This window comes from Labilithrix sp. (assembly GCA_019637155.1).
Taxonomy (GTDB): Bacteria; Myxococcota_A; Polyangia; order Polyangiales; family Polyangiaceae; genus Labilithrix.
Genome location: JAHBWE010000019.1, coordinates 60,972 through 82,573, shown reverse-complemented (window position 1 = coordinate 82,573; position 21,602 = coordinate 60,972). Strand labels below are relative to the sequence as shown.

The 21,602-nt window shown below is 72.3% G+C and carries 27 protein-coding genes; 7 read left to right on the top strand and 20 right to left on the bottom strand.

All coding sequences use genetic code 11. From position 1 onward, the window contains the following. Positions 1–32: 32 nt before the first annotated feature. The 5 genes from KF837_34715 to KF837_34695 form a co-directional block, all read right to left on the bottom strand. Positions 33–428 (bottom strand): hypothetical protein, encoded by a 396-nt coding sequence (locus tag KF837_34715; GenBank protein MBX3232531.1) that lies wholly within the window; start codon positions 426–428, stop codon positions 33–35. A 213-nt stretch (positions 429–641) separates the two neighbouring features. Continuing rightward, positions 642–1,373, bottom strand: a complete 732-nt coding sequence (locus KF837_34710) for an acyltransferase family protein (protein ID MBX3232530.1) — start codon at positions 1,371–1,373, stop codon at positions 642–644. Positions 1,374–1,408: 35 nt separating this feature from the next. Continuing rightward, positions 1,409–1,849, bottom strand: a complete 441-nt coding sequence (locus KF837_34705) for a universal stress protein (protein MBX3232529.1) — start codon at positions 1,847–1,849, stop codon at positions 1,409–1,411. Positions 1,850–1,953: 104 nt separating this feature from the next. Further along, a complete protein-coding gene (locus KF837_34700) occupies positions 1,954–2,388 on the bottom strand; it encodes a universal stress protein (protein MBX3232528.1) in 435 nt (144 codons plus the stop codon). 72 nt (positions 2,389–2,460) lie between these two features. Beyond that, positions 2,461–2,805, bottom strand: coding sequence for a hypothetical protein (locus KF837_34695; GenBank protein ID MBX3232527.1), 345 nt, complete (start codon positions 2,803–2,805; stop codon positions 2,461–2,463). Between the two features lie 92 nt (positions 2,806–2,897). On the opposite strand from KF837_34695, the gene KF837_34690 reads away from it, so the two are divergent. Further along, positions 2,898–3,341, top strand: a complete 444-nt coding sequence (locus tag KF837_34690; GenBank protein ID MBX3232526.1) for a CBS domain-containing protein — start codon at positions 2,898–2,900, stop codon at positions 3,339–3,341. Between the two features lies 1 nt (position 3,342). Beyond that, a complete protein-coding gene (locus tag KF837_34685; GenBank protein MBX3232525.1) occupies positions 3,343–4,236 on the top strand; it encodes a universal stress protein in 894 nt (297 codons plus the stop codon). A 21-nt stretch (positions 4,237–4,257) separates the two neighbouring features. Here the strand turns inward: KF837_34685 and KF837_34680 are convergent, their stop codons facing one another. From KF837_34680 to KF837_34625, 12 genes are all read right to left on the bottom strand, one after another. After that, complete coding sequence (locus KF837_34680) at positions 4,258–5,064, bottom strand: F0F1 ATP synthase subunit gamma (GenBank protein MBX3232524.1); 807 nt, start codon at positions 5,062–5,064, stop codon at positions 4,258–4,260. Beyond that, positions 5,057–6,592, bottom strand: coding sequence for a F0F1 ATP synthase subunit alpha (locus tag KF837_34675; protein ID MBX3232523.1), 1,536 nt, complete (start codon positions 6,590–6,592; stop codon positions 5,057–5,059). The genes KF837_34680 and KF837_34675 overlap by 8 nt, the downstream gene beginning before the upstream one ends. After that, entirely contained in the window at positions 6,585–7,349 is a 765-nt protein-coding gene (locus KF837_34670) for a F0F1 ATP synthase subunit delta (GenBank protein MBX3232522.1), read from the bottom strand. The genes KF837_34675 and KF837_34670 overlap by 8 nt, the downstream gene beginning before the upstream one ends. 4 nt (positions 7,350–7,353) lie before the next feature. Continuing rightward, the gene (locus KF837_34665) at positions 7,354–7,608 is read right to left on the bottom strand and encodes a F0F1 ATP synthase subunit C (protein MBX3232521.1); all 255 of its coding nucleotides are present in this window, start codon (positions 7,606–7,608) and stop codon (positions 7,354–7,356) included. Further along, positions 7,605–8,267 (bottom strand): F0F1 ATP synthase subunit A, encoded by a 663-nt coding sequence (locus tag KF837_34660; protein ID MBX3232520.1) that lies wholly within the window; start codon positions 8,265–8,267, stop codon positions 7,605–7,607. The genes KF837_34665 and KF837_34660 overlap by 4 nt, the downstream gene beginning before the upstream one ends. Next, complete coding sequence (locus tag KF837_34655) at positions 8,264–8,524, bottom strand: hypothetical protein (protein MBX3232519.1); 261 nt, start codon at positions 8,522–8,524, stop codon at positions 8,264–8,266. Before KF837_34655 ends, KF837_34660 begins: the two co-directional genes overlap by 4 nt. Next, positions 8,521–8,820: an AtpZ/AtpI family protein gene (locus tag KF837_34650; GenBank protein ID MBX3232518.1), complete on the bottom strand. Its 300-nt coding sequence runs from the start codon at positions 8,818–8,820 to the stop codon at positions 8,521–8,523. The genes KF837_34655 and KF837_34650 overlap by 4 nt, the downstream gene beginning before the upstream one ends. Then, a complete protein-coding gene (locus KF837_34645) occupies positions 8,817–9,209 on the bottom strand; it encodes a hypothetical protein (protein ID MBX3232517.1) in 393 nt (130 codons plus the stop codon). The genes KF837_34650 and KF837_34645 overlap by 4 nt, the downstream gene beginning before the upstream one ends. Continuing rightward, positions 9,209–10,585 carry a F0F1 ATP synthase subunit beta gene (atpD, locus tag KF837_34640; GenBank protein ID MBX3232516.1) on the bottom strand — a complete coding sequence of 459 codons (1,377 nt, stop codon included), beginning with the start codon at positions 10,583–10,585 and terminating at the stop codon, positions 9,209–9,211. The genes KF837_34645 and atpD overlap by 1 nt, the downstream gene beginning before the upstream one ends. Positions 10,586–10,588: 3 nt before the next feature. Further along, a complete protein-coding gene (locus KF837_34635) occupies positions 10,589–11,455 on the bottom strand; it encodes a CBS domain-containing protein (GenBank protein MBX3232515.1) in 867 nt (288 codons plus the stop codon). Then, complete coding sequence (locus KF837_34630; protein MBX3232514.1) at positions 11,452–11,841, bottom strand: CBS domain-containing protein; 390 nt, start codon at positions 11,839–11,841, stop codon at positions 11,452–11,454. The genes KF837_34635 and KF837_34630 overlap by 4 nt, the downstream gene beginning before the upstream one ends. A 150-nt stretch (positions 11,842–11,991) precedes the next feature. Then, a complete protein-coding gene (locus tag KF837_34625; protein ID MBX3232513.1) occupies positions 11,992–12,111 on the bottom strand; it encodes a hypothetical protein in 120 nt (39 codons plus the stop codon). 340 nt (positions 12,112–12,451) lie between these two features. Here KF837_34625 and KF837_34620 point away from each other — a divergent pair, with 340 nt between their 5' ends. After that, positions 12,452–13,957 (top strand): hypothetical protein, encoded by a 1,506-nt coding sequence (locus KF837_34620; GenBank protein MBX3232512.1) that lies wholly within the window; start codon positions 12,452–12,454, stop codon positions 13,955–13,957. A gap of 241 nt (positions 13,958–14,198) precedes the next feature. Then, positions 14,199–14,363, top strand: a complete 165-nt coding sequence (locus tag KF837_34615) for a hypothetical protein (protein MBX3232511.1) — start codon at positions 14,199–14,201, stop codon at positions 14,361–14,363. Positions 14,364–14,387: 24 nt separating this feature from the next. Here the strand turns inward: KF837_34615 and KF837_34610 are convergent, their stop codons facing one another. Both KF837_34610 and KF837_34605 read right to left on the bottom strand, forming a co-directional pair. After that, entirely contained in the window at positions 14,388–14,975 is a 588-nt protein-coding gene (locus tag KF837_34610; GenBank protein ID MBX3232510.1) for a hypothetical protein, read from the bottom strand. Between the two features lie 41 nt (positions 14,976–15,016). Beyond that, the gene (locus KF837_34605) at positions 15,017–16,129 is read right to left on the bottom strand and encodes a hypothetical protein (GenBank protein MBX3232509.1); all 1,113 of its coding nucleotides are present in this window, start codon (positions 16,127–16,129) and stop codon (positions 15,017–15,019) included. 72 nt (positions 16,130–16,201) lie between these two features. Here KF837_34605 and sulP point away from each other — a divergent pair, with 72 nt between their 5' ends. Beyond that, entirely contained in the window at positions 16,202–17,956 is a 1,755-nt protein-coding gene (gene sulP, locus KF837_34600) for a sulfate permease (GenBank protein ID MBX3232508.1), read from the top strand. Between the two features lies 1 nt (position 17,957). On the opposite strand, the gene KF837_34595 is transcribed toward sulP, so the two are convergent. Beyond that, entirely contained in the window at positions 17,958–19,298 is a 1,341-nt protein-coding gene (locus KF837_34595; protein MBX3232507.1) for a hypothetical protein, read from the bottom strand. A 183-nt stretch (positions 19,299–19,481) separates the two neighbouring features. Here KF837_34595 and KF837_34590 point away from each other — a divergent pair, with 183 nt between their 5' ends. Further along, positions 19,482–20,945: a CxxxxCH/CxxCH domain-containing protein gene (locus tag KF837_34590; GenBank protein ID MBX3232506.1), complete on the top strand. Its 1,464-nt coding sequence runs from the start codon at positions 19,482–19,484 to the stop codon at positions 20,943–20,945. A 69-nt stretch (positions 20,946–21,014) separates the two neighbouring features. Next, positions 21,015–21,599 (top strand): Uma2 family endonuclease, encoded by a 585-nt coding sequence (locus tag KF837_34585; GenBank protein ID MBX3232505.1) that lies wholly within the window; start codon positions 21,015–21,017, stop codon positions 21,597–21,599. The last annotated feature ends 3 nt before the right edge of the window (positions 21,600–21,602 follow it).

Sequence of the window (21,602 nt, the reverse complement as noted above, 5' to 3'; positions counted from 1 at the left end):
TACGCCGCCGGCGTCCGCTCTGGATGGGTGATCTACGTGAGCAGACGGAGCGCGGTGCACACAGCGACGTCGAGCGGCTCCGACCACACCGTCGCGGGCAGTCGCGCGAGCGCGGTGCCGACGTCTCGCTCACGAAACCCAAGCCGAACGAGCACAAAGCGAACGATCTCCCGCGGTGTCCGCTCGTCGTTCAGCGCCAGCGGCCATTCAGGCGACGCCGGCGCAGCGGATCCGAGCATCGCCGCGACAGCGCGACGCTCATCACCAAGGACGCGACAAAGCGCGGATAGGAGCTGTTCGTTCGAGAGGTCATCGATGCGCATGACCTCTCGTACCACGCGATTTTTCAGCCTCTTCAGCGCCTCGAGGTCGACCGCGCGAGGGCATCGATCCGAAATGAATCGTCGCCCTTCCGAAACGCGCACCACGTGTCCGCCATGCGCGGCGCGGGGCCGTCAAAGGGGGCACTCGCCTCGTCGCGCGCTCGTCACTCCAGAAATCCGTCAAGCACCACGAACCAAGCGGATGCATTTCGCTCCCACTCGCGCTCCTCAACGCTTTTGAACATTGGCGCAGGCGGGCTCGGAGCGCGCTTGCCAGTCGCTTCAACGGAGCCGCCGTGATGCGCGAACGTGAGCGCGTCATGTGATGGGTTCTGGGGCGGTGTTCGCGGGTGGGTGTGGGGGCGTCGTGACTGGGAAGCCGGCGCGGCGGGAGAGCTCGTCTTCGAGCATTTCGTGGATGGCGCCTTCGACTTCGCGGCGGAGGCTGCGGACTGCGCGGGCGTCGCTTTCGCTGCCGCGGTGGGTCACCGGGATGGGCTCGCCGACCATGAAGCGGAGCTGCGTCGGATGCAGGATGGGAAGCAGATGCGCCGGGCGCGGGAGCGGGATGCCGAGATGCCAGCGGCGGCCGCGGGCGTACGCGTCGCCGACGATGTCGAACAGGTCGTCGCCGCCGATGCACGCGAGCGGGATGATGGGGGCGTCGTTGCGCATCGCGGCTCGCACGAAGCCGTAGCGGCGACCCCATAGCAACCGATAACGAAGCTCGCGGGGCTTCAACGCCTCGCGAAGCCCGCCCGGCAACACCAGCACGAGCTTGTCCTCCCGCAGGAGCGCGTCGGCGTTCTCGGGCGTCCCGTCGACGATGCCCGCCTCCCTCGCGATGCGACGCACGATCGGGATCTGCCACCAGAGATGCTCACCCAACGACCAGACCTCACGGCCCGTCAGCGCTCGAATGCGCGCGAGCGCGAGCGCCAGGTCCCAGAAACCGAACGCGTGGTTCGCGACGATGAGACCTCGGCCCGGCGGGAGCCGCTCGGCGCCGGTCACCTCCACACGAAGACGGCGCGCGACGGCGTCGAGCAAACGGCTGTACCGCTCGGCGCGCCGTGGGCCCGGGCTCATCGCCGTGGACCGACGGTCAGGACCGGGACCGGCGAGTGCCGGACGACCTTCTCGGCGACGCTCCCGAGGACCACGCGCACGACGCCGCGACGGCCGTGCGTCCCCATCACGATCAGATCCGCGCCGGTGCTCTTCACCGCCTCGAGGATCTTCTCCCACGGATCGCCGGGCAGCATCATCGTCTCGACGCGCTTGTAGCGCTCCACCGCCTTCGCGAACGCCTGGTCGAGCATCGCCTTCCCCTTCGTCTCCATCTCGTCGATCGGAAACGAGACGCCCTCCGCGTACGCCGAGTAGTAGTAGGGCGGCATCCACGACACGTGGAGGAGCGTGACCTTCGCGTCGAAGCGCGTGCCGAGCGTGAGCGCGAGGTCGACCGCGTGCTCCGAAGCATCGCCGAAGTCGACCGGGACCAGGATGTGACGGAACGGGTTCATGCCGCTCTGTCGGTGCAAGGCATGCGCCACTCGATTCTGCGCGCGATTTTCGGCCCGACCTGAAGGGCAGCCGCAACCCGCGCGGCGCAGCGCAGACTCTGCGCTCAATGGACCGTGACGACCGGGACCTCGGCGGTGCGCAGCACGGCCTCGGCGACGCTCCCCACCAGCGCGCGCGCGAGGCCCTTGCGGCCGTGCGTGCCCATCACGATGAGGTCCGCGCGGACGTCCTTCGCGACCGAGAGGATGACCTCGCGCGGATCGCCTTGCTCGATGTGGGTCGTGAGCACGACCTTGCGATCGCGATGCCGCTCCGCCGCACGCTTCAGCGCGGCCTCCGTCGACTGCACGAGGCGCGTCGCCACGTCCGCCGAGGCGACGAGCACACCGTCCGGGAACCCGACGATCGGGAGCTGGAACGCGGAGATGACGTGCACCTTCGCGTCGAGCGACTCGGCGAGGTCGACCGCGAAGTCGAGCGCGTGATCGCTCGGAGGGCCGAAATCGATGGGGACCAGGATCATTTCGATGCGGCGCATGCACGAGCATCGAGCAAGAAGCCGACCAGCGGCGCGCGGCGCAAGCGCGGCGCGCGCCGCGCAAGGCGTGCGCTAATCGGCGTAGCGCTCGGCCGGATCGGCCGGGTCGATCGGGTCGTCGTCGAGGGCGACGGCGTAGTCGGCGAGGTAGTGCCCGCCGACCTCCTCGTCGGCGCGGTCGTCGCGCGCGTCCTCCGCGACGTGCTCGGCCGAGGTCACCTCCGCGATGAACTCCTCCGCGAACGACTCGGCGTCGTCGTCGATGAGACGCGTGTGCGAGCGCGCGACGTCCGGAAGGAACGCGTCGCCGTCGTCGGCGTCGAGCCTCGGGGGCGGAGGGCGCTTGGTCTTCTTCGGCTTGCTCATGATCATCACCGACTCCTCGCGCCGCGTGCGCGGCGCTCTGCGATGCGACATAGGCGAGCAATCCACGTTCCACGGCGCGCTGCGGTGCATGTTGCATCGACGCGCAGATCGTGCGCGGCACGGCACCTGCCTCGTACGAGCGTATGAAGATCGACAAGCTCTGCTCACGTGACGCGGTCACGGTCCCGCCCGACGCCAAGGTCGTCGACGCGGCGCGCTTGATGCGCTCGCATCACGTTGGCGCCGTCGTCGTCACCAACCCCGACAAGCGCCCGATGGGGATCCTCACCGACCGCGACATCGTCGTCGGGATCGTCGCGAAGGACGTCCCCCACTTCGAGACGCTCGACGTGCGCGACGTGCTGACGCCGGATCCGATCGTGGCGCTCGAGCACGAGGACGCCGACGCCGTGCTCGCGCGCATGCGCCGCCACGGGATCCGCCGCGTCCCCGTCGTCGACAAGGAGGGCCACCTCATCGGCGTCTTCGCGCTCGACGACGCGCTCACTCACCTCGCCAGCAAGCTCGGCGACGTCACCTCCCTCCTCCGCGCCGAACAATGGCGCGAGCAGCAGCGGAGGCGCTGAGATGAGCCCCGCCGAGAACCTGCACCCGAGCGCAGGCGCCGCGCGCACGATCCTCGTCGGCACCGACTTCTCCAAGAGCGCCGAGAACGCGATCGCGCGCGCGATCCGGATCGCGAAGGACGCCGGCGCGACGCTCCACGTCGTCCACGCGAGCTCGCGTCTGCCGCGGGCGCTCGCGAAGGCGCTCGGCCTCTCGAGCGCCGCGCTCGCCGGACGGCGCGACGACGACGCCGGGGCGGTCGCGCTCGAGCGGCCGCGCGCGCGCGCGATCGCCGAAGGGGTCGCCGCCCGCGGCCACCACGTCGCCGGCGCCGCGACGAGCGTCCTCCGCGCGAAGGCGCGCGAGCTCGCGGCGGACCTGATCGTCGTCGGCGCGCGCGGGCGCTCGGTGCCGGACACGTTCGTCGGCTCGACCGCCGAACGGATCGCCGGCTCCGTTCGCGTCCCCGTGCTCCTCGTCCGAACCGCTCCGCCGCGCACGTACCAAGAGGTGGTCATCGCGGCCGACGCGAGCACGCACCTCGAGAAGGCCGTCGCCGCGGCGGCGCTGGTCGCGCCCGGCCGTCCGTTCTCCGTCGTCCATGCCTACGAGGGGACCTTCGAGTCCACCCTCCGGCTGCAAGGGGCGAGCGAGGCGAACATCCGGAGCTACCGCCGCGAGTGCCGGCGCGAGGCGCAGGCCGCGATGGCAGCCCGCCTCGCGGACGCCGGCGTCGACGCGCGCGCGCTCGTGCTCCGGCACGGCGATCCGCGACGCGTGCTCAGGCGTGAGCAAGGCATCGGACGCGTGCTGCTCGTGATCGAGCGCGGTCGATCGATGATCGCGCACGGGCTGATGGGCAGCATCACGCGCTCGGTCGTCGAGCACGGGGTCGCGGACATCCTCATCGTGTAGAGCATCGTATGGAGAGCGCGCTCACGCCGTCGGCCACGACGCCTCGCGGCCGGCGACGATCTCGAGCAGCTCGCGCGTGATCGTCTCGCGGCGGCCCGACTGCAGCAAGCGATCGAGCTCCGCGCGGCGGTCGTCGCAGGCTCGCCGCGCCGCGTCCGCCGCCGCGATGCGCGCGCGGAGCTCCGCCCGCAACGTCTCCGCCGCGGCCACCGCGAGCCGCCCCTTCGTCGCCTCCGTGATCGCCGTCGCGACGACGTCGCCGAGCGCGCTGAACGTCTCCGGCGGTCGATCGACGGGCTCGCGCGCGGTGAGGAGCGGCACCACCGCGAGACGTGCGTCGTCGTCGACGACGTGCACGATGACGACGGCGGAGTCGCGCCCGTGCTGGAGCACCGCTCGCGCCACCGCCAGCGCGACGTCGTGGAGATCGTCGTGCGTGACGCTGCCCGGCGATCGGAAGCGCACGCGCGCGTCGAGCTCCGGGATCTGCCGCACCGCCTCGGCGAGGCGCTCGCCGACGATGCCGAGGTCCCCCGCCGGCATCGCCTCGATGATGCGCCGCGCGAGCGCGCTCGAGTACGGCCGCTCCGGTCCGAAGACCACGCTGAGCGTCGCCGCGGCCTCGAGCGCCTGCGGCGGACCGGCGAGCCGCTCCACCGTCTCGTCGACCCAGCGCTGGTACGTCGCGGCGGCGGACGCGGCCTGCTCGACGAGCGGGAGCTGCGCGCGCGAGACCGCCCAGATCGCGTGGACGACCTGGCGGATCGCGGTCACCGCGCGGATCGATCGTTCCACCGCGTTCACGTCGTTCGTCCCGACGTCAATCATCGGACGACACCTCCGGATGGAAGGTCGAGACGTTCGCGCGCAAGAACGCGGCGAGCTCTTGCCGTCCTGCCTCGGGGAGGACGCCGTCCTTCTCGACGACGGTGGCGACCGACGGGAGCGCGCGCGCGGCGGCGACGGCGAGGTGCGTCGCGACGTCGAGCACGCGATCGGCCGGGAGCTTCAAGAGGAGATCGTGATCGGAGGCGAGCGCGAGGCGCGTCGTCTCTTCGAAGAGCGAGAGCGGCGCGGCGGGGCGGCCGTTCAGGAGCGCGCGCAGCCGACCGCCGAGCGCGAGGCGGCGCGCGGTGCTCTCCTCGAGCCGCGTCCCCAGGCGCGAGAACGCCTCGAGCTCGAGGAACGACGCGTAGTCGAGGCGGAGGCGACCCGCGAGCTGGCGGAGCGCCTGCGGCTGCGCCTTCGCGCCGACGCGGCTCACCGAGGTGCCGACGTCGATCGCCGGACGCTGCCCCGCTGCGAAGAGCCCCGCGCTGAGGACGATCTGACCGTCCGTGATCGAGACGAGGTTCGTCGGGATGTAGCCGCCGAGCCGTCCTCCCTCCAGCGTCGCGATCGGGAGCGCGGTGAGCGATCCGCCGCCGAGCGCGGGCGAGAGCTGCGCCGCGCGCTCGAGGAGACGCGCGTGCAGATAGAAGACGTCGCCGGGATAGGCCTCGCGTCCGGGCGGGCGGCGCAAGAGGAGCGAGAGCTCGCGCCACGCGACCGAGTGCGCGCTGAGGTCGTCGTAGACGACGAGCGCGTGCTCGCCGCGGTACGTGAAGTGCTCCGCGACCGCGGTCGCGGCGTACGGCGCGAGGTAGCGGAGCCCGGCGCTCGCGTCCTCCGGCGCCGAGACGATCACCCAGCGTCCCCCCGCGCGCCGCAGCGCTTCGGCGACGAGCCACGTCTCGGCGCGGCGACGGCCGATCGCGCAGTAGACGCAGACGACGTCGGTGCCGCGCTGGCGGAGCATCGCGTCCTTCGCGATCGTCGTCTTCCCCGTCCCTTCGTCGCCGACGATGAGCTCGCGCTGGCCGCGGCCGATCGGGAGCATCGCGTCGATCGCGAGCGTGCCGGTGAGGAGCGGCGCGTGGACCGCGGCGCGCTGATCGATCGACGGCGCCGCGCGCTCGATCGGAGCGGTGACGCGTCGCCCCTGGAGCGGCCGCCCGTCGAGCGGACGACCGAGCGCATCGACGACGCGGCCGAGGAGCGCGTCGCCGACGTCGATCGACGCGACGCGGCCGGTGAGGCGCACCGGATCGCCCTCCCCGATCGTCGCGGCGGCGTCGAGCGCGACGGCCTGCACGGAGTGGCTCGCGAGCCCGAGCACGAGCGCGTGCGAACCGCGCCCCACCTCGACGACCTCCTCGAGCGCGGCGGACGGGAGCCCGGCGATGCGGAGGACGCCGTCCGCCGCGTGAACGACGCGCCCTTCCTCGCGCGCGATCACCGACGGCGCGAACGTATCGACCGTCCGCCCGATCGCCGCTCCGACGCGGCGCACCGTCTCCTGCAGGTCCTCAGCCATCGGTCGCTCCTTCGCCTTCGCCTTCGCTGAGCGCGCGTGCGCGCGCGGCGAGGGCGGTGAGGTTCCCGGCGATCGACGCGTCGAGGACGTGCTCTCCGATCGTCGCGACGACGCCGGCGACGAGGGCGGGGTCTTGCCGCGTCGCGATCGTGGGGTCGGCGTCGAGCGCGTCGGCGAAGGCCTTTCGTAGACGCGTGACCGCCTCCGGCGCGGGCGGACGCGCGAACCGCAGCTCGATCTCGGAGACGCGGCGCCCCGCGCCGTCGCGACGGAGGTCGTGCTCGGGGACCGCGCGCGCGAGCTGCTCGACGAGCGCGTCGTCGAGCGCCCGCGGTGAGAGCTCGGCGAGGAGACGCGCCGCGATGTGCGTGCTCTCTCGGATCGCGAGGTCGCGCACCGCCGCGCGCGCCTCCTCCCGCTCCGAGTCGAGGAGCCGCTCGCCCTGCGCCCGCGCGGCCGCGGTGTCGTCCTTCGCCTCCGCGAGCAGGCGCGCGCGCATCGCGGCCGCGTCCTCGGCCGCCTCGCGCATGACGCGTTCGCGGAGCTCGCCGAGCTCCTTGTGCTTCTCTCGCATCTCCTCGAGCGCGCGCGTCGCCTCGTCGCGCTTGGCCTCCGCCTCGACGCGCAGTCTCTCGTCCGCCGCGCGACGCTCCGCGAGGCTCTTCTTCAGCGGGCGGTAGACGAAGCGCGAGAGCACCCAGACGAGGATGAGGAAGTTCACCGTCTCGAAGAGGAGACTCGTGAAGCTGAGGCCCATGACGTCACCTCACGAACGGGTTGGCGAACAGGAGGATGAGGCCGATGACGAGCGGGTAGATCGCCGACGACTCGACCATCGCGAGGCCGACGAAGAGCGTGCGCGTGATCGTGCTCGCCGAGTCGGGCTGGCGCGCGATCGCGTCGAGCCCCTGCGCGAGCGCGCGGCCCTCACCGAGCGCGGCGCCGAACGAGCCTCCCGCGACGGTGATGCCGGCGGTGATGATGCTGACGATCGAGATCCAGTCCTGGGCGGTCATGTGACCTCCTTTCGTACGTGTTGGCTCGTCTCGCGGAGGGAGCTCGCGGCGAAGACGAGCGTGAGGACCCCGAAGATGTAGGCCTGGACGAGCCCGGTCAGGACGCCGAGGAGCATCAGGGGGACCGGGATCAGGAGGCCCGCGAGGTAGACCACGATCGCGATGACGAGCTGCCCGGACAACATGTTGCCGAACAGGCGCAGCGCGAGCGCGATCGTTCGTCCGAGCTCTCCGATGATGTTGAACGGGAGCAGGAACGGGGTCGGCTCGATGTAGTGGCGGAGGTAGGCGAGGCCGTGCGTGCGGACGGCGTGGACGTGCCCCGCGAAGAAGGAGATGAGCGCGAGCGACGCCGCGAGCGAGAGGTCACGCGTCGGCGTCGCGACGCCGGGCACGAGGCTGATGACGTTCGCGACGCCGAGGAAGACCCAGATCGTCACGATGAGCGGGACGAGCGCGCGGACGTCGGCGGAGGTGGACGTCACGATCGATCGCTCGAGCACCTCGTACCCGATCTCGAGCGCGTGACGCGCGCGCGGGATCCTGAGCGCGACGAGGCCCGCGGCGAGGAGGAGGATCGAGATCACGAGCATGACGAGCATGCTGTCGGTCATGACGAACGGCCCCGCCGACGCCAGCGCTCGCGGAAACGGGTTCATCGCCTCACCCTCCGGAGCACCGCGAGGCGCACCGCGAAGAGCCCGGCCGGCGCGGCCCACGCAGCGACCGGCGAGATGCGCGCCGCGATCAGGACGAGGACGCCGAGGGCGACGAGGCCGAGCGGCATCGTCACGAGCGCAGCGGCGGCGCCGCGCTCGGCCGCGAGCGCCACGCGCCAGCGCGTGATCGCGAGGTGGACCCCCGCGCCGAGGCCGCCGAGGACGAGGCCGATCACGATCTGCAGCGCGGTTGTCATGGCTCGTCGCTCCTCTCGTCGTCGCTCTCGAGCCCGCGCTTCACCTGCGCGTAGACGCCGTAGGCGCCGGCGGCGAGCCCGAGCCCGACGCCGACGAGCGCGAGGCGAGGGCGATCGAGCCACTCTGCGACGAGCCTGCCGCCCGCGGCGCCGAGCGCGAGCGGCAGCACGAGCACCCAGCCGAGCCCCACCACGCGCACGAGCGACGTCCAGAGATCGGTGCGCATGCGGCGCGCGCGCGCGAGCCGCTCGGCCTTCTTCGCCGCCCCGCGCGCGAGGTCCTCGTGCGATGTCATCGGCGCCCCCTCTCGACCAGACGGCGGAGCGCCTCGCGCGCGAGGTCGTCGATGATGCCGCGCTCGCGCGCGATGCGACGCTCGCGGCGATCGACGTAGCGCTCGAGCTCCGGCCCCACCGCGGCGAGGCTGCGGGTCGCGACCGCGTCGCGCACCATCACGCGGCACTCGCGGCCGCAGAGGTGAAGGAGGCCGCCGCCGACCGCGATGAAGCCCTCGCCCTCGTCGTCGCGGTAGACGACGAGGCCGACCGGGAGCGTGGCGACGAGCTCGGTGCGGCCGGGCGCGACGCCGAACCAACCGCTCGCGTCCTCGGCGCGGACGGCGCGGACGGGGGCGTCGAGGACGACGCTCGAAGGCGTCCGCACGCGGAGGAGGAGCGGATCCATCACGTCACCTCCAGGTCGTCGAGGGCGCCGATCATGTAGAGGCGGTCCTCCTCGACGTCGTCGAGCTCGCCGTTCAGGATCGCGGCGCAGCCCTCGATCGTGCGCTCGATCGGGACGCGCGCGCCTCGCCGGCCGGTGAACGGCTCCGAGACCTTGAACGGCTGGGTGAGGAACTTCTCGAGCCGGCGCGCGCGGCGGACGAGCGCGCGGTCTTCGGGCGAGAGCTCGTCGAGCCCGAGCATCGCGATGACGTCCTGGAGCTCGCGGTAGCGCGCGATCGCGGAGCGGACTTGCTCGCCGACCTCGTAGTGCCGCGCGCCGAGCACCTCCGGCGACGAGAGGCGCGACTGCGAGCTCACTGCGTCGACGGCGGGGTAGAGGCCCGCGGCGGCGAGCGAGCGCTGGAGGACGACGCGCACGTCGAGGTGCGCGGTGACGGCGGCGGCGCCGGGATCGTGGAGGTCGTCGGCCGGCACGTAGACCGCCTGCACCGACGTGATCGCGCCGTCCGCGGTCGACGCGATCCGCTCCTCGACCTCCGCGATCTCGGTCGCGAGCGTCGGTTGGTAGCCGACGCGCGACGGGAGCCGGCCCAGCAGCGCGGAGGTCTCCATGCCGGCCTGGACGAAGCGGAAGATGTTGTCGACGAGGAGGAGGACGTCGCGCCGCTCGCTGTCGCGGAAGTGCTCGGCGATCGTCAGCGCCGCGTGCGGGACGCGGAGGCGCGTGCCCGGCGGGGCGTCCATCTGCCCGAAGACCATGACCGCGCGGTCGAGCACGCCGCCGCGCTCGAAGTCGCGCCAGAGCTCGTGGCCCTCGCGGATGCGCTCGCCGATGCCGGCGAACACGGCGACGCCCTGGTACTGCGCGACGACGGCGTCGACGAGCTCCATCAGGAGGAGCGTCTTGCCGACGCCGGCGCCGCCGAAGAGCCCGGTCTTACCGCCGCGCGCGAAGGGGCACAACAGATCGACGATCTTGATCCCGGTCCACATCGGCTCGAGCTTCGTCTCGTGGAGGTGCAGCTCCGGCGGCGCGCGGTGGATCGGCTTCTGCTCGCTCGTCTTCACGGGGGGCCCGCCGTCGAGCGGCTGCCCCGTCGCGTCGACGACGCGGCCGAGGAGCGCGCGTCCCACCGGCACGGTGAGCGGCGAGCCGGTCGCCTCGACCGCCGCGCCGCGCGAGAGGCCTCGGGTCGGCGCGAGCGCGAGGGTGCGGACGAGCCCCGGCTCGAGGTGCGCCTGGACCTCGAGCATCGCGCCGCTGCCGGCGACGCGGAGTCCCTCGCGCACGGCCGGTGGTGCGGAGCGCTCGACGCGGACGTCGACGACGCCTCCGTGCACCGCCGCGATCCTCCCGTCGGTCCTTGGGCGCACGGTCTATCCTCCCGGGGCGAGGATCGCGCGCACGCCCTCCGGCAGACGGCGACCGATCGGATCGGTGGCGTGGACGAAGTCGGTGAGCGCGTCGACGACGACGCCGGTGATCTGGCTCGCGCGCGCCCGCTCGAGCCCGAGCTCGCGTGCCATGCGCGCGTCGAGGCGCTTCCGCGAGGGGCACGCCGCCGACGCGGGATCGAGCTCGCGCAAGCGGCTGCGGAGCGCGACCGGGAGGCGCGCGATGTAGCTCGCGGCGAGGCCGGGCGGCAGGCCACGCACGATCGACTCGAGGACGACGTCGAGCGCGCGCTCCGCCTGGTCGTTCGTCTCGACGCCCGCGCGGTCGCGGATGCGCGCGAGGAGCTTCGCCTTCGTCCCGAGCGCGCGCGAGTGCCGCCGCTTCAAGGACGTCCACTCGTCGAAGCGACGGGTGCGCGCCGGCCCGCCCTCCGCGATCTGCGCCTCTACCACCGCGGTGAGCTCCGCGGGGGTCGCGGCTCCTTCGAGGATCAGGTCGTCGAGGGTCGCCATCCCGACGACACGTCTTCCTTCGACGAGCGGCACGCGGCGGATGTTGCGCTCGCGCATGAGCCGGATCGCGTCCGCGTGCGGCGCCTTCGCGTCGAGCGACGTGACGGGGGTGGACATGATGTCGCCGAGCTGGGTCGCGCGCGGATCGCGTCCTTCCGCGACGACGCGCAGCGCGAGGTCGCGATCGGTGACGAGGCCGACGACGGAGCGGCCGTCGCTGACGAGGACGCAGCCGATCTCGTTGGTCTTCATCGCGAGCGCGGCCTCGACCGCGGTCGCGTGCCGGCTCTGCACGATGACGCGGGCGTGGCGGTAGGCGGAGAGCGAGGGGCTCATCGCGTCACCGCCACGGCGCAGCCCGCGAGCTCGCGGAGGATGTCCATCGACGTAACGACGCCGGCGAAGCGCTCGCGCTCGTCGACGACGACGAGCTGATGGACGTTCTCGACCGCCATCCGCCGGATCGCGAGCTCGAGCGGCGCGTCGGCGCGCACGGTGAGGACGTGCGGCGTCATGAGGTCGCGCGCGAGGCGCTCTTCCGCGCGACCGTAGTGCTCGGTCAGGTCCGTCTTCGAGATGACGCCGACGACAGCGCCGTCGCGCGTACACACCGGCGCGCCGCCTAGCCCTCGCTCCGCGAGCGCCGCCGCGACCTGCTCGACCGGCATGTCGTCGGGCACCCACAGCGGCTCGGCCTCGATGATCGCTCGCACGGTTTGCATGACACCCCTCGCCGAGTGCAAGACCAGCACCACCAGCTCGCCCGGCCATGATTCGCGGTACGGGCGGCGCGAGAGCCGCAAAGGCTGCGCCGCCGTGCATAATTCGCGCGACGCGGAGGCGACTGCGCGGCGCAGCGCCGGCTCAATCGTCTACGGTCTACGGAGTCTGCGTCGGTAGTGCAGAATTCGGCAAACGAAAACGGTGTCGTTCTCGCGACGGAAGAACAGCACGTGACTTCCGGCTCTCGCTCGCCAGAGACCAGGACGGATGTGCTCGGCTGGACGGCCCGCGCGACACTCGACCTAGCGCGACCGGCCGGGAAGCCCGAACCTCGCCCGAACGTGCGCGAATGGATCACCCTCGAAGGGTCCGCTTGCGTCTCCTTCGTCGATCGCATTCCGGTCTTCGGGAAGGTCGACGTGGCGCATGGCTGATACGGTGCGAACGCCGACGCGTTCAGCGCCGCCGAGAGCACGATGAAGCCAGGCTAACTGCGCGCCGCAGCCGAGCGCGCCGAGCCCAGGGAAGGTCTCGCGCGAGCGCGCCGGCATCGCGACGGTCGTGCTGGAGCAAGAGGAGCCCAGGCTCCCGGGCGTCCGCCTCGCCACGATGCACCGGGCCAAGGGGCTGGAGTTCCACGTGGTCCTCGCTTCGAGCGAGAAGCAGGAGCCGCTTCGAAAGCAAGGCTGGGCCAAGCGCGCATCGCGCCGCATCGACGCCGTGCTCGACGTCGCGACTCCGCTCTCCGTGCTCGCGCGCGATCCCTGGTGGGCCGAAGCGTGCGCGCGGCCTGCGGTCGTGAAGTTCGTGGTCGAGACGCTCTTCGACGAGAAGGGCCACGTGTTCGAGCTCGAGGACGCGCCGTGGCTCGCGCGCCATCCGGCGTCCGCGATCGCTTCGGCGTGGCAAGACCTCTGCGCGCGCGCGGAGGCGATCGCGCTGCCTGCGTCACTGTCGGCGTTCGATGCGCTCGTGGCCGCGACGACAAGCAACCTCGGCGACCACGTCGCCGCGCACTTCCGCAACGAGCTGCGCGCGACGATGCAGATCGACGTGGGCCACGACGGCGCGAACCGCGGCGCGAACCGCGTCCTCGCGCTGGGGGCTTCGCGAACCGCCGCGCTGCTCGCCGTGCTCCGTGCGTCCAGCGAGCCACTGCACCGCGACGAGCTCGCGCGTCGGGTCGGGATCGAGCGCATCGGGAACCTCCCCGACGAGGCGATCGTCTTCGGCCGTGGGACGATCGGGCTCCGCGAGCACTTCCGCGACTTCGACCAGTGGAGAGCACGCCTCGTCCCGGCCGCCGTGCGCATCGTCGAGCAGCTTGGTCCGGAGCGGCAGTGGCACACGAGCGAGCTCCTCGACGAGCTGCGCGAGAGCCATGACATACCCGAATGGCTCACGGCCTACGGGCTCGGCGCCCTCATCAAGGCCGGTAGCGAGCTCCGCTACCTCGGGCGTTTTCGGGTCGCCCTGCCCGGCAGCCGCGAGAACGAGAGCCGCGTCTACGTGCACGAGGCGCTCGAGGAGCTCCTCGTGGACGCTGGCGAGCCCGTCGCGAGAGGGGTCCTCGTCACGAAGCTCGGAAGCCGGCTCGGCGCCAGCGAGATCGCGATCGCGCAGGTCTTCACGCGCCCGCAGTTCGTGCGTGTCGACAGGGAGCGCATCGGGCTCCTCGCGCGCGACGTCCCCGGCGGAGCGAGCGCGATCGCCGAGGCTGCCGCGCACGTCGAGGCCGTCCTCGCGCGCCGCGAGCGCGGCTTGTCGGAGGTCCACGCGCACGAGGAGGTCCGCGCATTGTCGCCGGACCACGCGCGGTGGACGGCGGAGCTGACCATGTCGGGCCTGCGCGCGGACGGCCGTTTCCGATTCAGCACGAGCGGAGCGCTGGGGCTCGCGACGTGGGAGTCGACGCGCGTCCCGACGCGGCTCGAGCTCGTACGCAACAGCCTCGCGGAAGCCGGCGGTCGCGTCTCTGCCGAGGCGGTCCTCGCGCGCATCGAGGCGTACTACGGCGACCGCCCTTCGCGTTCCGGGCTGCTCAGTCTTGCGTCGAACATCCAGGCGTCCGTCGACGGCGACTGGCTGTCGAGGAGACCGGAGGACACGGCGTGATCCCGCAGAGCTCGCGCATCGGCACCCGCGCGCGCCTTCAAGACACCGCGGATCGGGCTCGCGATATCGCGCCCGCGGCCGCATACTGTACGCAATGAGTGCTCAAGCCGCTCGAGAGCTCCCAGCGCCGCTCGTGATCTTTCGCGGTGTCGATCGTGACGGAGCAACATATGCGCTCGAGCCACGGTCGCTCGATCGACTGCGGAAGGAGCTGGGCTCGGCCGTGCACGTGCGACCGCGAGTGTTCATCGCGCACGAGACGAAGGCCGACTACGAGCACGTTCAGGGAGCGATCGCGCCGCAGATCATTCAGCTCCTCACCGGACTCACCGAGGAGCGACTTATTGCGCTCGGCGGCGTTACTTTTCGCGACGCGGTGACGGATCAGGAGCTACCTCGGTTGTAACGTCGAGCTCGGAAGCCGCTGGCTTCACGCGATCGTCCCCGGACCGCCGGCTACGACAGGGAGAGTCTCGGGCCACCGCTCGAGGTATGGGGTGAGCGATGCTCCCCAACCCGTCGCGTCCTCACCTCGCAGCACCACCTCGAACGGAAGTCCATCCGTCGTCGCGGTGTCGTCGCCGAGCGGACGCCGTCCCGGCCCTTCACGGTCGGCTGCTGCTGCAACGTACGTGTTTCGGATCTCGAGGAGCTCCGGTCGCGGGATGACGAGGAAGCGCCACGACGCATCGACACGGATCAAGAGCATGTAAAATAGCTCGATCCGTTGAAGGGACCTGAGCTGCGTGCGAGAGAGCTTGAACCTCGCCTTCACGCCATTCCCGTCGGCTTCCGCGATCGGCCCGGTCTCCGCCGACTTCACCTGAAGTCGCCACGTGGTCTTGTCGTTGTCGTCGATGACGAACACATCGTCGCCGACGTCGACGACGGGCACCGCGACGTTCCAGCCGCGAAGGAGAAGCTCGGACATGCCGTAGTACTCCCCCGCACGTCCGAAGTGAGTCTTCTTGTCCGCCATCGAGGTCCACGCATCGTCGCACGTCTTGACACGGAGCAACCAGCCTCACGTCGTTCGCCCGACGAGCCGGCGCGCTCACATCAAGGTGCCGCGGTCGCGCCGAGGGCGTCGGCGAGCTCGGCGCGGACGCGGGCGAGCTCGGAGGCCAGGGCCTCGTCGCCGGGGTCCGTGCGCGCGATCGTATCGTCGAGCTCCGTGAGGAGGCGTTCATCGAAGGCGACGCCCATCGGGGAGCCCTTCCAGCGATTGAGCTCGATCGAGGTCGACAGCATCACCAGCGCCTCGCGCGCCGAGCGGGCGCGCGTGAACAGGGCCGCGAGGCCCGCCGTGATGCGCGCGAGGCCGATGACGTCCTGGATGTCGTCGGCGATCCCGAGCGCCGCTCGGAACGCTCGCTCCGCCGCCGCGTCGTCGCCCGCGAGCGCGTGGAGGCGCGCCTTCGTCTCGAGGACGCGCGCGAGGCTGCGCCTTCGCTCGAACGTCGCGTAGATGCCCTCCGCCATCGCGCAATGATCGAGCGCCGCCGCGATGACCTCGCTCCGCGGGGCGCCCGCCACCGTGCCGTGGAGCGGGAGGCGCGCCATCAAATGGCGCACGTCCGCGAGGTCCGTGCCGCCGTCGACGTGCTCCGACGCGCGATCGAGGAGCGACGCGACGCGTTGGGCGTGGCCCATTCGCAGCTCGATCGCCGCTCGGTCGTCGAGGAGCGACGCGGCCGCGTGCGTCGCGCCCTCCGCGTCGAGCGCCTTCGCCGTGTCGCCGACGGCGCTGCGCGCGCGCTCCAGCGTCGCGCCGTCGCCGATGTCGCACGCGATGCCCGCGATCAACGTCGCGACGTCCGCGCGCAGACCCGCGGGTGGGATCGCGCCGAGCTCCGCCCGCGCCTCCAGCGCCTCGGCGAACGCGACCGGCAACGTGTACGCCGGCTCGAGCCCGGCCGCCGCCCAACCGAGGCGCGACCGCTCGACCTTCACGCGCGCGCGGAGCTCCTGCCCCCCGCGCGAACGCGGCAGCTCCGCGATCGCCTCGCTGGCGGCGCGGAGGCGAGCGCGCGCCTTCTCGACCTGACCCGTCGCGACGTGTTGCGCGACCTCGTCGAGGCTCGTCGCGAGCTCGCGCTCGCGCCGCGCGAGGCCGTCGTCGCGACCGGTGGGCCATTCGAGGGACAGGACTGGGAGATGGGCGTTCATCATGGGCTTCGACGACACCCGGGTGCGAGGCGCATGCCGGCGCAAACGATGCGCCGCCGCGCGTATGCTGCACGGGTGAGCGGCAAGGACGGCAGGGTCATCCCGCCACTTCCGGAAAAAGGCGTCCGCTCCTGGTTCCCAGGGCTCTGGACGGCGCGCCACTACCAGCGCTCGTGGCTCGTGCGCGACGTGGGCGCAGGCCTCGCGCTCACCACGCTCCTCGTGCCGGCCGGGATGGGCTACGCGGAGGCGGCCGGGCTCCCGGCCGTCGCCGGCCTCTACGCCACCGTGCTCCCGCTCCTCGTCTACGCGCTCGTCGGGCCCTCGCGCATCCTCGTGCTCGGGCCCGACTCGGCGCTCACCGCGCTCATCGCCGTCGTCGTCGTCGCGAAGGCGCCCCACGATCCGGCGCGCGCGGTCGCCTTCGCGGCGGTGCTCGCGCTCATGACCGGCGGGCTGTGCGTCGCGGCGGGGCTCCTCGGCCTCGGCTTCGTGACGGAGCTCCTCTCGAAGCCCGTCCGCGTCGGCTACATGAACGGGATCGGCCTCACGATCGTGATCACGCAGCTCCCCAAGCTGCTCGGCTTCTCCGTCGACGCCGCCGACGTCCTCGACGGCGCCCCCGAGCTGCTCCACGGCGTCGCGGCAGGGCGCGTCGACGCGGTGTCGCTCCTGATCGGCGGCGGGTGCCTCGCCGTCATCTTCGTCGCGCGGGCGGTCGCGCCGAGAGCGCCGGGCGTGCTCGTCGCCGTCATCGGCGCGACGCTCGCGGTCAAGGTGTTCGACCTCCACGAGCGGCTCGCCGTCGTCGGCGTCGTCCCGCGCGGCCTGCCGGTCCCCGCGCTTCCGCGCGTCGCGCTCGGCGAGCTGCCCGAGCTCGTCGTCACCGCGATCGGGATCGCCCTCGTCTCGTTCGCGGACACGAGCGTCGTCTCGCGGACCTTCGCCGGTCGCAACGGCTACCGCGTCGAGGCGAACCGCGAGCTCGTCGCGCTCGGCCTCGCCAACGTCGGCGCCGGCCTCTTCGGCGGGTTCCCGATCAGCAGCAGCGCCTCGCGGACGCCGGTCGCGGAGGCGGCCGGCGCGCGCACGCAGCTCACCGGCGTCGTCGGCGCGGTCGCGATCGTCGTGCTCCTCGTGCTCGCGCCGGCGCTGCTCGCCGACCTCCCGCGCACCGCCCTCGCCGCCGTCGTCATCTCCGCCGCAGTGAACATGTTCGACGCCGGCACGCTCCGCCGCGCGTGGAAGGTGCGCCGCTCCGACTTCCTCCTCGCCCTCGTCGCCTTCGCCGCCGTCGCCTCCCTCGGCGTCGTGAAGGGCATCGCCGTCGCGGTCGCGACGTCGCTCCTCGACGTCGTCCGGCGCGTGTGGCGACCGCACGACGCGATCCTCGGGCGCGCGCCCGGCGTGAAGGGTTACCACGACGTGAAGCGCTACCCGAACGCGCGCCAGGTGCCCGGCCTCGTCATCCTGCGCTGGGACGCTCCGCTCTTCTTCGCGAACGCGGACCTGTTCCGCGCGCGCGTCCTCGAGGCGGCGCAGGCGGCGGCGGCGGCGACGCCGACGCGATGGGTCGTCGTCGCCGCCGAGCCCATCACCGACGTCGACACCACCGCCGCCGAGATGCTCGAGGAGCTCGACGTCGAGCTGGGGAAGCTCGACGCGGAGCTTGCGTTCGCCGAGCTGAAGGACCCGGTCAAGGACCGGCTCCAGCGCTACGGCCTCGAGAAGCGCATCGGTCGCGAGTTCTTCTTCCCCACGATCGGCGTCGCGGTGAAGGAGTACCTCGCCCGTCACCCCGTCGAGTGGACCGACTGGGAAGACGCCTGAGTCAGTTCGGGCGCGACGCGAGGCTCGTCGGGCACGGACCCACGACCGCCGCGCAGTTCTTGATCTGTCGGATCGAGTCCCAGAGGAGCTGCTTCGCGTAGGTGGGGTTGTGGACGCCGAGGTCCTTGCTCCGCGCAACGACGAGGTAGTTGTAGATCGCACCCGCCGTGGGGCCGTCGGCGACGATGTTCGCGCCGCCGTCGCCCCCGCCGGGTCGGACCGCGTCGAGGTGGAACTGGCCGTCGGACAGCGCGTCGGGACCGAGCGCGGAGTACGGCGCGGTCGCGGAGCGCGTGAGCATGCCTCGTTCGTTGAGCGCCGCCTGGAGCTCGAAGAGCGCGTTCTTCACGATCGACTGGCCGCTCTGCACGTCGAAGGTCTGGCCGTTGTAGTTCTGGTGGCAGGACTTGCAGTACGTGAGCGAGGGCTTCATCGTGTGGTCCGGCACGCCGCCGTTCGCCGCGACCGGCGCCATGTGGCACGCTACGCAGGCGTTCGCGATCGTCGTGTGCGTCGACTTCGAGTACGGCTGACCCGCGAAGTGATAGCCGCCCTCGCCCGAGAACAGGTCCGACTGCGGTCCGTCGTGCGGACCCCAGCGCACCGAGCTCAGCGCGTTGTTCGCGCCGATGTACAGCGTCACGTCCTTGCGCGACTTGTGACAGAAGACGCAGGTGTTCGCCGCGCGGTACTTCACCGGCGTGCCGGTCGATACGAGCGGCGGCGTGCCCGGCGTCTTCTCGATCAGCACCTCGTCGTCCACGCCGCCGGGGACGCGGAGCGGCGCTTGTCCCGGCGAGTAGCTCCCGGTGACGTGCGGATCGTTCGTCGCGTTGAAGTCGTGGCACGTCGAGCAGTGGATGCGCCCGATCGTGGTCGCGCCGCCGTAGCTGATCTCCGCGACCGTGCCCGACGCGGTCGTGAAGTTCACGTGCCCCTTCTCGACGCCGACCGGCGTGCCGGCGTCGGGCGCGACGACGTAGTTGCCGGCGAGCCGCTGCTGCAGACCGTCGATTCCATGACAGTTGCCGCACGCGCCGGTGCCGATCTCGTTGTTCTGCGGATGCGAGTGATGGCTGAAGCGCCATTGATCGACGACGCCGTTGAACGTATGGCAGGGCGTCGTGCACGCCCCCTGCGTCAAGGGGTTGCCGGCGTCGGCGATCGAGCCGGGCAGGCCATCCGCGCCGGCAGGGCCCGCGGGGCCGACCGGGCCCGCAGGGCCGGCGGGACCGGCCGGGCCGGCTGCGCCGTCGTCGCCGCTGCTGCACGCAGCGATCGCGGCGACCGTCCCGGCGCCGGAGAGCAAGAGCACGAGGGTGAGCGAACGGGTCAATCTCATGAGGGAGGAGCCTTATGCCAAGTTCGCGCCATGAGTCCAGCGTCAGGCTTTTGTCGCGCTCGCGCGCGCCGCCGCAGCGCGGGCTTTGCGCGTCGACGCACGTCTTGCGCGTCGGCGTCCCGGTGCGCGTCGTCCTTTTCGGTCGTGGCTCCGATCGGACGAACAATTGCATACGATGCGCCAGTGCGCTTCTGGCCGCTCGCCGTCCTCGGCGCCGTCGGTGCGTTCGCCGCGTGCGAGCGAACGGACGATCGCCGCGCGCCCGTCACGTACACCGATCACGTCGCGCCGCTCTTCGCCGCGCGCTGCGTCCGCTGTCACGGCGGCGCTGCGCCGGCCGGCAGCTGGAGCGCCGAGACGTACATCGGAGCGATCGGCTGCGTCGGCGGCGATCGCGCCGCCGCCGTTGCATCGAGCGACACTGTCGCGCCGATCCTCGCCGCGCTCGATCGGCCCGACCACGCGGACGTCGCGACCGCGAGCGAGCGCGCGACGCTCGCGACGTGGATCGCGGACGGCGCGTCGCGGAGCGGGGGCGGCGTCCATCCCGCCGGCTTCGCCGATCCGCGCTCGCGCGACGGGCACGCACGCTTCCTCCGCGAGCGCCGCTACGCGCCGATGCTCGACGCGCGAGACGCCGACGCGTGCGCGACGTGCCACGACGGCGCGCGCCCCGCGCCCGGCGCTCCGTCCTGCGCGAGCTGCCACGCCGAGCCCGCCGCCGCGCTCGCGTGCGGGACCTGCCACGGCGACGGCGCGCGCGCCTATCCGCCGCGCAGCCGCTGCTTCCATCCCGAGGAGCGCGAGGACCGCACGCACGCGGCCCACGCGACGACGCTGGCCTGCACGACCTGCCATCCGACGCCGAGCACCGGCGCGCCGAGCGGCGTCCACGCGAACGGCTACGTCGACGTCGCGTTCGACTACGCCGTCGCCGGCCGCACCGCGCGCTTCGATCCGAACGAGAAGCGATGCGCCGGCACCTGCCACGCGCGCGGCGGACAGCGGCCCGCGCCGGCGTGGGGCGAGGCAAGGGTGACGTGCAACGACTGCCATTTCTCGCCGCCGCCGAACCACTACTTCGGCACGTGCACGACGTGCCATCACGAGGCGAACGCGGACGGGACGGCGATCGCGGGCGGCGCCCTCCACATGAACGGCAAGGTCGACCTCGGCGACGGCAGCGGCCGCTGCGGCGCGTGCCACGGGCGCGGCGACGATCCGTGGCCCGCCACCGGCGCGCACGCGGCGCACGCGTCGCCCGCGAACGGCCGCCCGGTCCCGTGCGAGACGTGCCACGAGCCGCCCGGCGCGCGCCATCCGGAGGGCCGCGGCTTCGCGGCGGTGCGCTTCACCGGCCTCGCCGTCCGCGGCGGCCGCCGCGCGAGCTACGATCCCGCGACGAAGACCTGCGCCGGCACCTACTGCCACGACGGCGCCGGCGGCGCGACGCGCGCCCCCGCGTGGACGGCCGCGACAGCGACGACGTGCGGGAGCTGCCACGGCGCGCCGCCGCCCCCGCCCCACGCGCAAGTCACCACCTGCAACGGCGGGATCTGCCACGAAGGCCGCGTCGCCGGCGACACGCTCGTCCCCGCCGCGCGCCCCGCCCACGTCGACGGCGTGGTCGACCACGCGCTGCGATGACGCGCTGGCCCCGGTCGTCCGCTCCCGGGCCTCGTGCTACCTTCTCGTGGTGCAAGCGTCGTGGCCCCGTTGAGCGAGCTGCCGGCTGCTGGAGAGCGGCCCGTCTCGACACTCGAGGAGTGGCTCGAGCTGGGCGAGGATGTCGCCGGAGAGTTCGTCGTCGACCATGTCGAGGACGAGGAGGCGGCGGACTTCGTACACGAGCTCGCCGTGACCTGGCTCGCGGTGCTCCTGCGGGGATGGTTGGGCGCGCAGGGGTTCGTGGCGGGGTCCGAAGTGAAGATGGTCGTGGCCGCCAACCGCGGGCGAAAGGCCGATCTGCTCGTTCTCCTCCCCGGGAGCGCTCCTCCCCCGCGGCGAGGTCCGCTCGTGAATCCGCCGGACATCGTCGTCGAGGTGGTGACGCCTTCACCGCGCGACGAGCGACGTGACAGAGTCGAGAAAATGGCCGAATACGCGGCGTTCGGCGTTCGCTACTACTGGATCGTCGATCCCGCGCTCGGGAGCTTCGAGATCTTCGAGCGAAGCGCGCCGGGCAACTACACGAAGGTCGTGGGGGTGACCGCCGGCCGCGTCGATCCTGTTCCAGGATGCAAAGGCCTCGTGTTCGACGTCGACGCGCTCTGGGCCGAGCTCGCGCGCGTGCCCGAGTAGCGA

What these genes read in the sequence shown, in the direction of transcription:
- KF837_34705 (MBX3232529.1), bottom strand. Translation starts at nt 1,849, where the DNA reads ATGAACCCGTTCCGTCACATCCTGGTCCCGGTCGACTTCGGCGATGCT.
- KF837_34700 (MBX3232528.1), bottom strand. Translation starts at nt 2,388, where the DNA reads ATGCGCCGCATCGAAATGATCCTGGTCCCCATCGATTTCGGCCCTCCG.
- KF837_34695 (MBX3232527.1), bottom strand. Translation starts at nt 2,805, where the DNA reads ATGTCGCATCGCAGAGCGCCGCGCACGCGGCGCGAGGAGTCGGTGATG.
- KF837_34690 (MBX3232526.1), top strand. Translation starts at nt 2,898, where the DNA reads ATGAAGATCGACAAGCTCTGCTCACGTGACGCGGTCACGGTCCCGCCC.
- KF837_34685 (MBX3232525.1), top strand. Translation starts at nt 3,343, where the DNA reads ATGAGCCCCGCCGAGAACCTGCACCCGAGCGCAGGCGCCGCGCGCACG.
- KF837_34680 (MBX3232524.1), bottom strand. Translation starts at nt 5,064, where the DNA reads ATGATTGACGTCGGGACGAACGACGTGAACGCGGTGGAACGATCGATC.
- KF837_34675 (MBX3232523.1), bottom strand. Translation starts at nt 6,592, where the DNA reads ATGGCTGAGGACCTGCAGGAGACGGTGCGCCGCGTCGGAGCGGCGATC.
- KF837_34670 (MBX3232522.1), bottom strand. Translation starts at nt 7,349, where the DNA reads ATGGGCCTCAGCTTCACGAGTCTCCTCTTCGAGACGGTGAACTTCCTC.
- KF837_34665 (MBX3232521.1), bottom strand. Translation starts at nt 7,608, where the DNA reads ATGACCGCCCAGGACTGGATCTCGATCGTCAGCATCATCACCGCCGGC.
- KF837_34660 (MBX3232520.1), bottom strand. Translation starts at nt 8,267, where the DNA reads ATGAACCCGTTTCCGCGAGCGCTGGCGTCGGCGGGGCCGTTCGTCATG.
- KF837_34655 (MBX3232519.1), bottom strand. Translation starts at nt 8,524, where the DNA reads ATGACAACCGCGCTGCAGATCGTGATCGGCCTCGTCCTCGGCGGCCTC.
- KF837_34650 (MBX3232518.1), bottom strand. Translation starts at nt 8,820, where the DNA reads ATGACATCGCACGAGGACCTCGCGCGCGGGGCGGCGAAGAAGGCCGAG.
- KF837_34645 (MBX3232517.1), bottom strand. Translation starts at nt 9,209, where the DNA reads ATGGATCCGCTCCTCCTCCGCGTGCGGACGCCTTCGAGCGTCGTCCTC.
- KF837_34635 (MBX3232515.1), bottom strand. Translation starts at nt 11,455, where the DNA reads ATGAGCCCCTCGCTCTCCGCCTACCGCCACGCCCGCGTCATCGTGCAG.
- KF837_34630 (MBX3232514.1), bottom strand. Translation starts at nt 11,841, where the DNA reads ATGCAAACCGTGCGAGCGATCATCGAGGCCGAGCCGCTGTGGGTGCCC.
- KF837_34620 (MBX3232512.1), top strand. Translation starts at nt 12,452, where the DNA reads ATGCACCGGGCCAAGGGGCTGGAGTTCCACGTGGTCCTCGCTTCGAGC.
- KF837_34605 (MBX3232509.1), bottom strand. Translation starts at nt 16,129, where the DNA reads ATGATGAACGCCCATCTCCCAGTCCTGTCCCTCGAATGGCCCACCGGT.
- KF837_34595 (MBX3232507.1), bottom strand. Translation starts at nt 19,298, where the DNA reads ATGAGATTGACCCGTTCGCTCACCCTCGTGCTCTTGCTCTCCGGCGCC.